The organism is Exiguobacterium sp. s160 (genome assembly GCF_018617575.1).
Classification (GTDB): Bacteria; Bacillota; Bacilli; order Exiguobacteriales; family Exiguobacteriaceae; genus Exiguobacterium; species Exiguobacterium aestuarii_A.
Map to the genome: position 1 here is coordinate 275,802 of NZ_JACSKK010000001.1, position 13,807 is coordinate 289,608.

Genomic DNA, 13,807 nt, shown 5'->3' on the forward strand with positions numbered 1-13,807 from the left:
AAGACTAGGGGGAATCCAGCATGAAAGCGAGCTACAACATCCAAGACCATTTTTTGAATCAACTCCGAAAAGAAATGGTTCCAACGACCGTCTTTTTAGTGAGCGGGTTTCAAATTCGAGGTGTCATCAAATCATTCGATAACTTCACTGTCATCGTCGAATCAGAAGGTCGTCAACAATTGATCTATAAGCATGCGATCTCAACATTCTCACCGGCACGTAACGTCACGTTATACGAGCCAGATGCAGTCGAAGTAACAGAAGGATAAGCATAAGAAAAGGAGCGGCCCGGGGACCGCTCCTTTTCTTATGCTGTTTTTGACGTACCGGGCTGTTTGATTGCCTCTAGGACGCGCTGGACGGCGCAGCCACCGAGGAGCGAATCCATTTGGTCACAAATTTGTGTCGGCGTCGAACGGTGTAACAATGTATATGTTCGTTTCCATGCGCGTTCTGCCGATTGAATCCGGACTAACAGGTCGGCATGGCTCAGTTCTTTCAACTTATCAATATTAAGACGGTTTGTCCGTGTGAAAGCAGATAGAATGACCGCTTTCGCGAGTGGTGTTTGAAGTGGGTAACCAGATAGCTCGAGAGCGGCCATGGCGCCTTTCATCTCGTGTTCGACGATTTTATCGAGTGATTCATCTTTTGTATATGGATTACCGGAAAGATGAGTGAGTGACTGTTCTAAGTCCTTCATTTCTACCGGGCAACTAGATGCTTGTAGAATATGTTCAATGGATTGTTGCTCTTGTGCATAACGTGTCGCTTCCCCCGAGGCGATGAAACGCTCATACGTATCGATTAATGAAATCATTATCGTTTCCCCCTTTGTAGAACTATCTTTATCGTACCAATAATCGTAAGCGCTTTCAATATAATGAATGTGAAATCATGACCCTACTAGAAAGTATGTTCGCCTAATGTGTAGAAACGCGATACAATGTCAGAAGATGCGAGGAGGGAATGTTCATGAATTATTATCAACAAATTGATTCGGTCACAGGTTTATCGACGAACCGTGAAAGATTTCAGATACCACATATTGAAAAAACGAAAGAGCGGTTAGATCAGTTGCCAGACGGGGCTCCTGTTCAGACGAAAGCGCTCGTTAGTACGGTCGAAGTGAGAGAAGGGAAAAGCGGGGCGAAATGGCTACAGTTAAGTGTCACGACGGCGAGCGGGATGATGCGTGCGAAGCATTGGCTACGTGGAAATGAGAGTGAACTACTTCCAATCTATGAATCGGGTGTCATCGAATTGTTCGGGAAAATCGATGTCTATCCGAAACCGGACGGTGCTAAGTCGATTACAATCGATCGTGTCCAACCGATTTCAAAAGATGAGGCGATTTCTTTACTCCCAGGGTTACCGGGTGATGAGACGATGGAACAGTTTGCAGATGAGTTGTTCAGTTTAATCGATACGTTATCACCGACCTATCAACAGATTGCCTACGGACTCCTCGATTTCGTCTGGGATGACTTTGTACTTTCGCCTGCAGCTCTTTATCACCATCACAATTACGCAGGAGGATTGCTGAAGCATACCGCCTGCATGTTGCGTCTCGGATACCGGATTCAGGAGCAGGACGACTATTTGGCAATGGTGTTTCGTGTGATCAAAGAAGCCGAGCAGTTGCATAAAGTCGACCTTTGGAATACGATGAACGGTGTTAAAATCGAACAAGCCTATAAAGGTACGTTCGAATCATTATATGAGGCATGTGAAGCGATGGCAGAGCGGAAGGAACCACTCAATTGGGATGAGCTTGCGCTAGGAATCCTCTTCCATGACATCGGAAAAATATATGAATACAGTCACCTTTTATCGAGCCCGAACCGTTTTGAAAAACTGTCGCCTGTCGAAGGAACGAGTGAGACGACAGGGATCTCCATCAATCCGCTAGGAATGTTAATCGGGCATATGCCGTATGGTGGACTTCTATTCGAAGAAACGCTGCGTCGTGCAGACGTCCGTCTGCCGATTGATGTCCATCACCGTATTTGGCATATGATCTTATCGCATCATGGGAAACGTGAGTGGGGTTCGAGTGTATTACCGATGACGACAGAAGCGTGGATGCTTCACTTGATTGATTTATTAGACGCACGCTATGAGAAATGGGCTCGTGCGCACGAAGATTTGTAAGAAAAGGGTGGTACTATGATTCCCGTTCAGTTAGTGACCGGATTTTTAGGAGCAGGAAAGACGACGTATATGAACCGTCTACTTGCTGCGACAGAAGAGAAGATTTGTTTGATTGTCAATGAACTCGGGGCGGTCAATATTGATGAACAGTTGATTGTAAAAATGGACCAGGAGCAAATCGAACTATCGAATGGCTGTATTTGTTGTTCGATTCAAAATGATTTGAGTAAGACATTTTATCAACTCGTGGCGAAAAAGGAGACGTTTGACCGAATCATCATCGAGACGACTGGTGTTGCCGACCCAGCCCCAATCATCCAGACGATTTATTACGACGAGTACTTACGTCAACATTTTAAAATGAACGCCATCTTGACTGTCGTCGATGCCAGTCAAATGGATCGCGACTTATTCAAAGAAGGCATTCATCAAATCGCGTATGCGGACATGATCTTATTAAACAAGACAGATTTAGTCTCGAGCGAGGAATTGAAACATGCCCGAGCACGTATCAATCAAATCAATCCGACCGTTCGTGTGGTAGAAACGTTCCAGACTGAAGGGGAATTTGACCTTCTTGAAAACACGTTCCAACTGTCGCGAGTCGATGAAGAACAATTGAGTCGACTTACAGAAGCGACCGAATCTGTCTCTTCGCTTCGGGCCGTCACGTTGAATGCAGATCGTCCGCTCTCTCGTGAACGCGTGACGCGATATGTTCGTGAGGTATTGATGCATTATGAGGATTCAATCTATCGGATGAAGGCAATTGTTCGTCTAAAGGATGAGAATCGAAAATTCGTCATTCAAGCAACGAATCAACTCATGGGAGCGACGTTTGCGAACGAGGTACATGAAGGAAACCGTTCGGTATTCGTCTGGATTGGAAAAGAACTAGATGCCGATGCATTGGCACGAGGATTAAAAGCATGTGAGGTGGAGCAGGATGAAACTCATTCTCGTTGATGGATTTAACTTATTATCACGTTATTATTTTGCAACGGAGCGGAGAAGAGCACTCGACCCGGATGTGACGGTGAAAGGGTTGCTTCGAAAAGTCGATGCCTGGACGACGGACTTTTCACACATCGCTTTCTTTTGGGACGGGACGAGAGAAACGACGCATCGTTATGCCCTTTATCCTGAATATAAAGCGACGCGTAACGGATTGCCGGAACCGCTTTTCGAAGACTATGTCAAATTGAGAGCGGCTTTGGACGAGCGAGGGATTCTACAATCAGAATTGACCGGTTATGAGGCGGACGACTTGATGGGAGCTGTGGCGACAGCGTTCCCAGGAGAATCATATCTTTATTCCTCTGATCGTGACTTACTACAATTATTGTCACCAAACGTGTTTCAAATCATGCCGAAAAAAGGTGAAGAACAACTCGTCAATGAGAGTTCGTTTGAAGCGATGTATGGGGTGAAACCATATCAGTTTGTCGACGTGAAAGCATTACAAGGTGATTCTTCGGATAATATCCCTGGCGTTCGTGGCATCGGGCCAAAAACGGCAACCATCTTGATTCAACATTACGATACGGTCGAAACGCTCTACACGCACGTTCAAAATGCAACCCTCGAGGCACCACATCAGAAGTTTGCAAAAAAATTAGACGGGCATGAAGAGATTGCGCTCTTATCTAAACGTCTGTCACAAATTGATATCCATGCGCCTATTAATACGGACTGGGAGGCGTATCGATTTGGTTCACATTTATTTTGACGCAGCAACAAATCAGACAACCGAAGAGAACGGGCTTGGTGTCTGGATTAAGTCATCAGACGGTACGGTCTCGACGTTCAAGCGTCAAACGCAAGGTTTGTCCAGCGTCCATGCAGAATTAGCGGCTTGTGCCTATGCACTTGAAATGGCGCATACGATGCAAGGAGAGACGTCATTCATGCTCCACTCCGATGCGGAAGTGATTGTTCGTGCGTTAGAGCAACGATTTATGAAAGATTCCTCGGCCAAACCTCTCTTTCTTAAAGCGTTGATTGCGTATGATGATTTACCGAACGTCTTTATCAAATGGATTCCTCGTGCAGAAAATCGTGCAGATGTCATTGCACGTGAAGCATTAAACGGAACGAAGTAAGCGACTAAGATCATTCTTGGTCGCTTTTTGGATTGAGTCGTTTCTTTTTAGATGGTTTTTCGCTAAAATGAAAGCGTAGTCAACTATAGAGGGGGAATTGAGCATGAAGGATTATCGAATCGAACGGGACACGATGGGGGAAATTAAAGTCCCGGCTGATGCAAAATGGGGAGCACAAACGCAACGTAGTCTTGAGAACTTTAAAATCGGTGCAGAAAAGATGCCGCTTGAGATTATACGTGCCTTCGCAATCTTGAAAAAAGGGGCGGCTCTCGCCAACGCTGAACTTGGTGTACTTGAAGAAGAGAAAGCTGAAATCATTGCGGAAGTAGCCGATGAGATTTTAGAAGGAAAGTACGACGCTGAATTTCCACTCGTCGTCTGGCAAACGGGATCGGGTACCCAATCAAACATGAACGTCAACGAAGTGATCGCGAATATTGCGAATATCAAATTGCATGCGCGTGAGCAATCGATTTGGATTCATCCGAATGATGATGTCAACAAATCGCAGAGCTCGAATGACACGTATCCGACAGCGATGCACATTGCGGCCATCCTTTCCGTGCAAGATGACGTCTTGCCGGCAATCGATGCCCTTCACCAAACTCTTTCGCAAAAAGCGGAAGCGTATATAGATATCGTCAAAATCGGACGCACACATCTTCAAGATGCGACACCGGTCACGCTCGGTCAGGAAATCAGCGGCTGGGTGCGGATGCTCGAACTCTCAAAACAAATGATTGAGCGGACGATTGAACCATTGACAGAGCTTGCTCTCGGTGGAACAGCTGTCGGTACCGGAATCAACGCCCATCCTGAATTTGGGGAAGTCGTGGCGAAAAAGATTTCTGAAGAGACAGGTAAACCGTTTGTCACGGCCGTAAACAAATTCCACGCTCTTACGAGTCACGACCAACTCGTCTTTACACATGGTGCTTTAAAAGCGTTAGCGATGGATGCAATGAAGATTGCGAACGATGTGCGGTGGTTGGCATCGGGTCCACGTGCGGGGATCGGCGAAATTACGATTCCTGAAAATGAGCCAGGAAGTTCAATCATGCCAGGGAAAGTCAACCCGACACAAAGTGAAGCGCTCACGATGGTTGCCGCTCAAGTTCTTGGTAACGACGCGACGATTGGTTTCGGGGCGAGCCAAGGGAACTTTGAACTAAACGTCTTCAAACCGGTCATCATGTATAACTTCTTGCAGACTTGTCGTCTCTTGACGGACAGCCTACACTCATTCAACGATCACTGTGCGATCGGGATCGAGCCGAATCATGATGTGATTTCTCGTAACGTCGAACAGTCGCTCATGCTCGTCACAGCACTCAACCCACATATCGGATATGAAAATGCTGCGAAAATCGCAAAACTGGCACATAAAAATGGTACTTCTTTAAAAGAGGCGGCATTGGAAACGGGACTATTGACAGAAGAGCAATTTGATCAATGGATTTGTCCTGAAGAGATGACATCACCAAACCTAAAAGTGAAAAAATAACATGAAGCGGTCGGAAGACCGCTTTTCCTATGTCTATTTTAGGGCGTAAGACCTATGTATATGTAAAACAATAGAAAATAAATAAGGAAATAGTTGTATTTTATCTGTAGAAGTCGCATAATCGATACATAAGAGAATTCGGGGAGTACGAACGTAGGGGGGACGAAGATGGAGCAAGGTCAACTCACTGAGCGTATACATATGATTTTAAAAAAAATATCAGAGTCTAGACAAATTCCCAAATCCGATATCGAGTTTCTAATTGATTGGGTGAAGAAAGAGGTTAGACAGCGACGCTTTATGCATTTGTTAGAAATATTTAGTCGTGTCGAGTCTGATGCGAAGGAGTTGCCTAGCGTCCTTACCCAAGCAGAGGCAATGACCTTGATCTCACCGGTGAAACGATACATCCATACCGTTCTAGGAATCGAACAAGAAGATGAGGACCTCGTTTTGATTCTTTCTGCGAGTTTTTCGACATTTAGTCGGTTTAAATCGCGTGTTGAGAAGCTTGGAGCACGTCCTGTATTCTTGCAAACACTCGAAGAAGCGGTCGAGTATGACTATGAGGACGTCCCAAAAGCCATCATCATGGACGTTGAACTATGGCCACAGTTTAAAGAACGTGACATACAATCGTTTGTGAGCAAGATGAGAAAACTTTACGTCCCGCTCATCGTTATCGGAACGAATGAGCATTATCGTCTCGCTGCCTATTCCTACGGATTCGATGATTATTGGGAATCATGGGTACCGATGGAGGAGCGGTTAGTCCGTCTTGGTCTACATATTGAAAAGTCTCGTTTAGTTTCAAAGGCATTACTTGTCGATGAGCTGACGGGTGCCTTCAACCGAAAATATTTAAAAGCGACGTTTTCTCGCTTCATCTCAAGGTTAGAGCGCTCAGGTGAGAGCTTTGCTGTTGCCCTACTTGATATCGATCATTTTAAACAATTGAACGACACGTTCGGTCACTCTTATGGGGATGACGTTCTTCATCGGGTCTCGGAAGAAATCCGACACGCGATTCGATCGAGTGATGAACTCATCCGTTATGGAGGAGAAGAGTTTTTAATTCTCTTGAACGTATCTGACCGAGCGATTGTCGAATCGGTGTTAGAGCGCGTCCGTACCCGGATTGAAGAGATGGAATTCCCGTACGAGCATCAAGTGACCGTATCAATCGGATATACCCGTGTCTGCCAGACAGGATATACGCTTGGGGAATGGTGTGCATACGCAGATGAGGCGCTCTATAAGGCAAAACGTGATGGTCGAAATCGAGTTGTCCGATACACGTCGGCGGTTCGTGAGGAAAAGCGGATTGCTTACGTGACGATGTCCGAGAACACGTACACTTCGCTTGCGAACCGCTTGCCCAAAGAGCATCGTCGCTATGAGGTCGTGTATCGTCCGTATGAAGCATATTCTTGTAACGATAACATCGAAATGTTCGTCTTAGACGATACCCGAGTCCATGAAGCGAGAGGGACACTCTCTGCCGTGAAAGAACAGCGTGGTAAATATAGTCACATCCTCGCGGTTTCGAAGCGTACAGCCTCCGAACTAGAAGCGATTTATGACGACTACGCTGATGATAATCAAGATGAAGTCATCACGAAAAAAATTGAACAGTGGTTAGAAAAACTACCTGACTAAAAAAGCAGACATCGATTAATAATCGATGTCTGCTTTGTCATATTGTATGAACGAAAAGTCATATGCATGTCTTTCGTCTTGCGGATGATCTGTCTGACTTTGAATCGTCCATGAACCGCTCCGTTCAGGGTAATACGTGTCTGCCTCGAACGTGGATTTTACTTCGGTGGCATAAATTCGACTCGTCATCGACATGGTCTGTTCATAAAGCGTCGCGCCGCCAATGACAAACCATTCCTCGTTTTGACTTTCTTCGACGAGCCGTTCTAAATCATGCCACACTTCAATGTGTTCTGCTTTAAAAGTTGAATCGGACGTCACGACGATATTCCGTCGGTTCGGCAATGCCTTCCCGATTGATTCGAACGTTTTTCTTCCCATGACGACGGTGCCACCAGACGTGACAGATTTGAAGTGTTTCAAATCATCCGGCAATCGCCACAATAAATCATTGTCTTTCCCGATTTCCCGATTGAGTCCGTATGCGACAACGTGTGAAATCATACGCTCACTTCTCCTTTAATATGTGGATGCGGGTCATATCCGAGAATCTCAAAGTCCTCAAAACGGAATGATTCAATTGATGATACGTCACGGACAATCTTGAGTTGTGGTAACGGACGAGGGTCACGCGACAGTTGAAGTTCCACTTGTTCGAGATGGTTATGATAAATATGAGCATCTCCGAGGGTGTGGACGAAATCGCCAACTTCTAGACCGGTCACATGAGCGACCATGTGCGTCAAAAGCGCATACGATGCGATGTTGAACGGAACGCCTAAGAAGGTGTCGGCACTTCGTTGATATAACTGGCAAGAGAGCTTCCCGTCAGCGACATAGAATTGGAAAAGTAAATGACACGGTGGAAGGGCCATCTCATCGAGTTGTCCAGGGTTCCATGCGGAAACAATCAATCGTCTTGAATCAGGATTCGTTTTGATTTGTTCAATCACTTGAGCCAGTTGATCGACGGACGAGCCGTCCGGGCGTGGGAAAGAGCGCCACTGTGAGCCGTATACCGGGCCGAGGTTTCCTTCTTCATCTGCCCATTCGTTCCAAATCCGCACTCCGTTCTCTTGTAGATAACGAATGTTCGTCTCCCCCGAGATGAACCAAAGAAGTTCATGGATAATCGAACGAGTATGTAACTTTTTCGTCGTGATGAGGGGGAAGCCTTCTTGTAAATTGAATCGCATTTGATAGCCGAAAACGCTGGTCGTCCCTGTGCCGGTACGGTCTTCTTTCACTACTCCGTTTTCGAGGATATGTCGACATAAATCATGATATTGCTTCATAAGGTGATAAACCTCCTTCTCAATCTCCATTGACTAAAGGTATCATAACATAACACAAGATATAGTATCTAGGAGCGTATTCCATCCATATAATGAAAAAACAACCTTGATTCTTCGTTTTCGCGAACCTCTGTTTCGGGTATAATGGGGAATGAACAAAAGGAGGGATTTGATGAAACTACAAGGAAAGAAAGTCCTTCAACTTGTCAGTAATGACTTCGAGGATTTAGAGCTTTGGTACCCTGTACACCGTCTTCGTGAAGAAGGAGCGCATGTCATTTTAGCCGGGGAAAAAGCAGACCATGCCTACATCGGGAAGTATGGTGTGCCAGCGAAGTCGGACGTATCATTCGATGATGTGGATATCACATCGTTTGATGCGATCCTCGTACCGGGAGGCTGGTCACCTGACTTGTTGCGCCGTTTTGATTCGGTGAAAGGCTTCGTTCGTTATATGGATGAACAAAAACGACCAATCGGTCAAATTTGCCATGCTGGATGGGTCTTGATTTCAGCGAATATTTTGGACGGGGTGAACGTCACGAGTACTCCAGGAATCAAGGACGACATGGAAAACGCAGGTGCCATTTGGCATGACGAACCTGTTGTCGTCGATGGACATATCGTCTCAAGTCGTCGACCACCGGATCTACCAGACTACATGCGTGCGTTTATCGACGTGTTCGCAAAACAGTAATTGAATCATAAAGGAGCTATACAACGTTGAACTTAAAATCGAATCCACTACTTCGTAAATCAATGCAGTCTACAGCTTACAGTGCCGAGCCGATGACGAAAGCAGGAACATGGTCAAAAGTGTTCACCTTGCTTCTTCTCGTCACAGCGGCAGCCGGAACGACATGGCTCGTCGTTCCTACAATCGGGGAAGGGCTTTTGTTCCCGCTCATGATCGGGTCACTCATCCTCGGTTTCATCTTTGCATTACTCATCACGTTCAAGCCGAATACGGCACCAGTCGTTGCGCCGTTATACGGAATTGTCGAGGGTGTCTTCGTCGGTTCAATCTCATACTTCTTTGAAGCGATGGTCCCTGGTATTGTCGGTCGTGCCGTCATGACGACGTTCGTCGTTGCTTTTGCGATGTGGTTTGTTTATACGACAGGTCTTGTCAAAGTGACGCAAAAATTCAGAGCAGGGGTCATGGCTGCGATGTTTACGGTCATGTTATTGTACCTTGTCCAACTCGTCATGAGCCTATTCGGTTCAGGATTGGCGTTTATGACAGGTTCTAGCCCGCTTGCCATCGGTGTTCAATTTGTCATTGTCATCGTCGCTTCACTCGCACTCGTCTTAGACTTTGATTTCATCGCACGTCAAGTCGAAGAGCGGGCACCAAAACAATTGGAATGGGTTGCGGCGTTTGGCTTAATCGTCACGCTCGTCTGGTTGTATATTGAATTGCTGGACTTATTATATCGTCTAGCGATGAGAGAATAATAATCAATCATCGATCCATGGGGTCGATGATTTTTTCACGAAAGGATGTGTTCATCTGTCTGAAAGGGCAGGTACATGATGAAGAAAATTGTAATTATTGGATCGGGCATCGTTGGTGTCTCCACAGCCTATCATTTAGCAGGAAAAGCTGACGTGACGGTCATCGACCGTAAGGAAGAAGGACGGGCGACAGATGCGGCAGCGGGAATTGTCTGTCCTTGGATTGCGCAGCGGCGTAACAAAGCATGGTACGCACTCGCTAAAAGTGGTGCACACTATTATCCGCATGTCGTGAGAGAGTTAGAAGCTGAAGGGGAGACAGACACCGGATATAAACGTGTCGGGACACTTGCCCTCCATGAAGAGTCCAAACTTGAGCAAATGATGGAGCGGACGATGGTTCGTCGCGAAGAAGCGCCAGAGATTGGTGATTTAGAACGATTAACAGCAGAAGAGGCACAACGTCTTTTCCCGCCACTATCAGATGAATATAATGCGCTTCTAGTCAAAGGTGGCGCACGTGTGGATGGTGCGAAATTCCGTGCAGCACTTGAACGAGTCGCTATGAAACGTGGTGTTAAATTTGTATACGGTTCGGCACGTTTGACCGATGGGGACGCGATTGGCGTGGAGTGTGACGGAGTTCGATATGAAGCGGATGAAATCATCCTTGCGACTGGGGCGTGGCTCCCGGAGCTGTTACAACCTCTCGGATATACGGTTCGCGTCGACGGAGAGAAGGCGCAACTCGTTCACGTCCAGTTAAAAGATACCGATGCGTCGGATTGGCCGGTCGTCATGCCGCCAAGGCGACGTTATCTACTTGGATTTGAAGACGGGAAGGTCGTTATCGGCTCGACCCACGAGAAAGGTAAAGCGTTCGATGTTCGCCCGACTGCGATCGGTGTCCACGAAGTGCTGACGAAAGGGCTTGAATCAGCACCAGGACTTGCGGAAGCAGAACTCATCGAGACGAAAGTCGGTTTCCGTCCGGTCACACCGAACTCGATTCCTGTACTCGGGAAAGTACCGGGGGCGAATCAATTGCTTGTGGCAAACGGACTAGGGTCATCCGGTTTGACGGTAGGTCCGTTTATCGGAAAAGTGTTAAGTGACCTCGTCCTGACGGGTGAATGTGAAGTGGACCTTTCACTCTATCCGATTGAAGACTTTATATTCAAAGCATAAGAAAAGGTGGCTGTCTCTTTATAGACAGTCACCTTTTTAGCGTTTGATGATCCCGTTCAAAAAGAAATGAAAATAGTCTTCCATTGTCTCTTTCATGTCGCCGATTGAAAAATGCGGGTCGGACAGGATGGCCTGCTGCATCAATTGAACATAGTGTAAATAAGATGTGGTCGATAATGTGGCATCGATCGTCCCTTTTTGTTTGCCGTATTCAATCAAACGGGCGAAAGATGCATAACCACGGGACGCCAACTGCCCCCAGTTCGGATCTCGTTGAATCATCGTGGTGATGGTCTCATCAAAAAGAACGGCCGTTTTGATTTTTCGTTTCAATATATCGACGAGTAACGTCTCGAACGGAGCGTTCGACGCGATTTGTTCATCAATCCAACTCATTTGTTCCTCCGTCATTTGTTGTAACACTTCAATGATGACTTGTTCTTTCGAGCCGAAGTAATTATAGATCGAGACGGGTGAGACTTGAGCTTGCTTGGCGAGTTCACTCACGGTAAACCGAGATTGTTTCTCTGTCATCAAGTCATATGCGGCACGTAAGATGGCCTGTCTTTTTTCTTCGGTGCGTTTTGCAAATCCATCCATTGGTCGGAGCGCTCCTTTCTGTAGTTTTGTAATAAATATACCATTTCCATTTCAAAAAAGAACGTGATATACTAGTTTTGTAATCATATTAATCTTATATTTCAAAAAAAGGAGGGTTTGTGATGATTCGGATTGAACGATTGACAAAACGATTCGATGCAACCCACGGTATTTTTGATGTGTCACTCGATGTGTTACCCGGAACAATTTTCGGATTCATCGGACCGAACGGTGCAGGAAAATCGACGACGATTCGTCATTTAATGGGACTATTGAAACCGAGCGAAGGGAAGGCGACCATTAAAGGGTTCGACTGCTGGAGCGAAACTGAGCAGGTCAAACGAAATGTCGGTTATTTGCCTGGGGAAATCAATTATCCACAACATATGACCGGAGAAGAAATCATTCGGTTGACGCGTCATTTGCATAAAACGGATTCTGCCCGAGAGCGACGACTTCGCGAGCGATTCGCATTCGATGAGTCGACGAAAGTTCGGAAGATGTCTAAAGGGATGAAACAAAAGCTCGCCATCATCACGTGCTTCATGAAAGAGGCACCCGTCTATATTTTGGATGAGCCGACGAGTGGACTCGACCCGCTCATGCAAGAACGTTTGATTGACTGGCTAATCGAAGAAAAAGAAGCAGGTAAGGCGATTCTGATGAGCTCTCACCATTTTCCTGAGATGGAGCGGACGTGTGATCGAGCCGCATTGATTAAAGACGGGCGCATCATCATTGAGGAAGACATGGAAGAACTTAGACAGCACAGTGTGAAACGATATCAGATTGAGTTTTCTTCCGAGGCAGAGGCAATCCGATTCATCAAAACTACTGGAACACGAGATGGAATACACGTAGAAGTCGCCATCACGTCGCCAGAAGACTTGAACAACTTGATTCGAACGCTTGCCGACTATGAGATTCTTTCATTGGAGAGTGGCGCTGACGAACTCGAACACTTGTTTATGCAGTATTACGGGGAGGCGACATAAATGTTAATACGCTCAATGTTTAAACAGAATCGCAGTTGGATTCTCGGTTATTCGGTCGGGACAAGTGTCTATCTCTTCTTTTTGGCCGCTATATTCCCATCCATTCAGGAAACGGGACTGATTGAGGCGAAATTAGAGTCACTTCCACCTGAGTTGCTCGAAGTGTTTCAAATTGATGCGACGATGGCGATGGATAATCTGCTCAATTTATTGTCGAGTAATTACTATGGATTGATTTTTTATGTACTTGCCGTGTTGTTTGCGTTGACGTTTGCCTCGAAACTTCTTGCTAAACCGATCGATTCAGGTGAAATCATGCTGTATATGGCAGCTCCGATTTCTCGTGTCACATATGTATGGTCTACGTTCGTCATCCTGATCATTGCAGTTGGCTTGTTTGTCGGGTTAAATGGCTTCAGTCTCATGGCGGCAGATGTATTATTCGATTTACAAATCGACTATGCAGTTTTATGGATGCTTCAATTGAACGGAGCGCTCATGCTTCTCGTATTAGGGGTCGTTGCCTATATGCTGGCTAGTCTGTTTGATGACAGTAGTAAATCTTATATGGTGACCGGCGGAATCTTCACGTTCTTATTGATGGTGAATATCATCAACGGAGTAAGCGAGCAGTTCGAATGGTTAGGGAACATCTCTTTCTTTTCTCTCTTCGATGCTCCGGCCATCATGCGTGAACAGTTCGGTGGTGTTCACTTTATTTGGTTAATCGGCTTGTTAATCGTCTTTTCAGCACTCTTATTCATCCGCTTTACCCGAAAAGATTTAACGATTTAGTTTTCCGAAATAAATTGTCGGGTATGATACAATCAGCTCGTTAGAAAGAAAAGG

At 46.0% G+C, this 13,807-nt stretch carries 16 protein-coding genes; 12 read left to right on the forward strand and 4 right to left on the reverse strand.

What is annotated here, in order from left to right; all coding sequences use genetic code 11:
• Positions 1-20: 20 nt before the first annotated feature.
• The gene (hfq, locus tag KNO86_RS01450; protein ID WP_012726185.1) at positions 21-269 is read left to right on the forward strand and encodes an RNA chaperone Hfq; all 249 of its coding nucleotides are present in this window, start codon (positions 21-23) and stop codon (positions 267-269) included.
• Positions 270-307: 38 nt separating this feature from the next.
• On the opposite strand, the gene KNO86_RS01455 is transcribed toward hfq, so the two are convergent.
• Positions 308-820, reverse strand: a complete 513-nt coding sequence (locus KNO86_RS01455) for a hypothetical protein (protein ID WP_214692086.1) — start codon at positions 818-820, stop codon at positions 308-310.
• A gap of 155 nt (positions 821-975) precedes the next feature.
• On the opposite strand from KNO86_RS01455, the gene KNO86_RS01460 reads away from it, so the two are divergent.
• The 6 genes from KNO86_RS01460 (at position 976) to KNO86_RS01485 (ending at position 7,422) form a co-directional block, all read left to right on the forward strand.
• Positions 976-2,154: an HD domain-containing protein gene (locus tag KNO86_RS01460; protein WP_214692088.1), complete on the forward strand. Its 1,179-nt coding sequence runs from the start codon at positions 976-978 to the stop codon at positions 2,152-2,154.
• Between the two features lie 15 nt (positions 2,155-2,169).
• Positions 2,170-3,120, forward strand: coding sequence for a CobW family GTP-binding protein (locus tag KNO86_RS01465; RefSeq protein ID WP_214692095.1), 951 nt, complete (start codon positions 2,170-2,172; stop codon positions 3,118-3,120).
• The gene (locus tag KNO86_RS01470) at positions 3,101-3,883 is read left to right on the forward strand and encodes a 5'-3' exonuclease (protein WP_214692097.1); all 783 of its coding nucleotides are present in this window, start codon (positions 3,101-3,103) and stop codon (positions 3,881-3,883) included. The genes KNO86_RS01465 and KNO86_RS01470 overlap by 20 nt, the downstream gene beginning before the upstream one ends.
• On the forward strand, positions 3,864-4,256 hold the full coding sequence (locus KNO86_RS01475) for a reverse transcriptase-like protein (RefSeq protein WP_214692099.1): 393 nt from the start codon (positions 3,864-3,866) through the stop codon (positions 4,254-4,256). The genes KNO86_RS01470 and KNO86_RS01475 overlap by 20 nt, the downstream gene beginning before the upstream one ends.
• A gap of 103 nt (positions 4,257-4,359) precedes the next feature.
• Positions 4,360-5,763, forward strand: coding sequence for a class II fumarate hydratase (fumC, locus tag KNO86_RS01480; RefSeq protein ID WP_214692101.1), 1,404 nt, complete (start codon positions 4,360-4,362; stop codon positions 5,761-5,763).
• A 168-nt stretch (positions 5,764-5,931) separates the two neighbouring features.
• Entirely contained in the window at positions 5,932-7,422 is a 1,491-nt protein-coding gene (locus KNO86_RS01485; protein WP_214692103.1) for a GGDEF domain-containing protein, read from the forward strand.
• Between the two features lie 15 nt (positions 7,423-7,437).
• Here the strand turns inward: KNO86_RS01485 and KNO86_RS01490 are convergent, their stop codons facing one another.
• Positions 7,438-7,926: a dihydrofolate reductase gene (locus KNO86_RS01490; protein WP_214692105.1), complete on the reverse strand. Its 489-nt coding sequence runs from the start codon at positions 7,924-7,926 to the stop codon at positions 7,438-7,440.
• Positions 7,923-8,717 carry a thymidylate synthase gene (locus KNO86_RS01495; protein WP_214692107.1) on the reverse strand — a complete coding sequence of 265 codons (795 nt, stop codon included), beginning with the start codon at positions 8,715-8,717 and terminating at the stop codon, positions 7,923-7,925. The genes KNO86_RS01490 and KNO86_RS01495 overlap by 4 nt, the downstream gene beginning before the upstream one ends.
• A gap of 172 nt (positions 8,718-8,889) precedes the next feature.
• On the opposite strand from KNO86_RS01495, the gene KNO86_RS01500 reads away from it, so the two are divergent.
• From KNO86_RS01500 to KNO86_RS01510, 3 genes are all read left to right on the forward strand, one after another.
• Positions 8,890-9,414 carry a type 1 glutamine amidotransferase domain-containing protein gene (locus tag KNO86_RS01500; RefSeq protein ID WP_026826070.1) on the forward strand — a complete coding sequence of 175 codons (525 nt, stop codon included), beginning with the start codon at positions 8,890-8,892 and terminating at the stop codon, positions 9,412-9,414.
• Positions 9,415-9,440: 26 nt separating this feature from the next.
• The gene (locus KNO86_RS01505) at positions 9,441-10,175 is read left to right on the forward strand and encodes a Bax inhibitor-1/YccA family protein (protein ID WP_214692109.1); all 735 of its coding nucleotides are present in this window, start codon (positions 9,441-9,443) and stop codon (positions 10,173-10,175) included.
• Positions 10,176-10,253: 78 nt separating this feature from the next.
• Positions 10,254-11,363 carry an NAD(P)/FAD-dependent oxidoreductase gene (locus tag KNO86_RS01510; RefSeq protein WP_214692111.1) on the forward strand — a complete coding sequence of 370 codons (1,110 nt, stop codon included), beginning with the start codon at positions 10,254-10,256 and terminating at the stop codon, positions 11,361-11,363.
• 36 nt (positions 11,364-11,399) lie between these two features.
• Here KNO86_RS01510 and KNO86_RS01515 read toward each other — a convergent pair whose 3' ends face one another.
• Positions 11,400-11,963 carry a TetR/AcrR family transcriptional regulator gene (locus KNO86_RS01515; RefSeq protein ID WP_214692113.1) on the reverse strand — a complete coding sequence of 188 codons (564 nt, stop codon included), beginning with the start codon at positions 11,961-11,963 and terminating at the stop codon, positions 11,400-11,402.
• Positions 11,964-12,085: 122 nt separating this feature from the next.
• On the opposite strand from KNO86_RS01515, the gene KNO86_RS01520 reads away from it, so the two are divergent.
• Together KNO86_RS01520 and KNO86_RS01525 are read left to right on the forward strand one after the other, a co-directional pair.
• A complete protein-coding gene (locus KNO86_RS01520) occupies positions 12,086-12,958 on the forward strand; it encodes an ABC transporter ATP-binding protein (protein ID WP_214692115.1) in 873 nt (290 codons plus the stop codon).
• A complete protein-coding gene (locus KNO86_RS01525; RefSeq protein ID WP_214692117.1) occupies positions 12,959-13,753 on the forward strand; it encodes an ABC transporter permease subunit in 795 nt (264 codons plus the stop codon).
• The last annotated feature ends 54 nt before the right edge of the window (positions 13,754-13,807 follow it).

Coding starts and splice junctions, on each gene's coding strand:
- KNO86_RS01525 (WP_214692117.1), top strand. CDS start 12,959: ATGTTAATACGCTCAATGTTTAAACAGAATCGCAGTTGGATTCTCGGT.
- hfq (WP_012726185.1), top strand. CDS start 21: ATGAAAGCGAGCTACAACATCCAAGACCATTTTTTGAATCAACTCCGA.
- KNO86_RS01495 (WP_214692107.1), bottom strand. CDS start 8,717: ATGAAGCAATATCATGATTTATGTCGACATATCCTCGAAAACGGAGTA.
- KNO86_RS01520 (WP_214692115.1), top strand. CDS start 12,086: ATGATTCGGATTGAACGATTGACAAAACGATTCGATGCAACCCACGGT.
- KNO86_RS01500 (WP_026826070.1), top strand. CDS start 8,890: ATGAAACTACAAGGAAAGAAAGTCCTTCAACTTGTCAGTAATGACTTC.
- KNO86_RS01460 (WP_214692088.1), top strand. CDS start 976: ATGAATTATTATCAACAAATTGATTCGGTCACAGGTTTATCGACGAAC.
- KNO86_RS01455 (WP_214692086.1), bottom strand. CDS start 820: ATGATTTCATTAATCGATACGTATGAGCGTTTCATCGCCTCGGGGGAA.
- KNO86_RS01465 (WP_214692095.1), top strand. CDS start 2,170: ATGATTCCCGTTCAGTTAGTGACCGGATTTTTAGGAGCAGGAAAGACG.
- KNO86_RS01510 (WP_214692111.1), top strand. CDS start 10,254: ATGAAGAAAATTGTAATTATTGGATCGGGCATCGTTGGTGTCTCCACA.
- KNO86_RS01470 (WP_214692097.1), top strand. CDS start 3,101: ATGAAACTCATTCTCGTTGATGGATTTAACTTATTATCACGTTATTAT.
- KNO86_RS01485 (WP_214692103.1), top strand. CDS start 5,932: ATGGAGCAAGGTCAACTCACTGAGCGTATACATATGATTTTAAAAAAA.
- fumC (WP_214692101.1), top strand. CDS start 4,360: ATGAAGGATTATCGAATCGAACGGGACACGATGGGGGAAATTAAAGTC.
- KNO86_RS01515 (WP_214692113.1), bottom strand. CDS start 11,963: ATGGATGGATTTGCAAAACGCACCGAAGAAAAAAGACAGGCCATCTTA.
- KNO86_RS01490 (WP_214692105.1), bottom strand. CDS start 7,926: ATGATTTCACACGTTGTCGCATACGGACTCAATCGGGAAATCGGGAAA.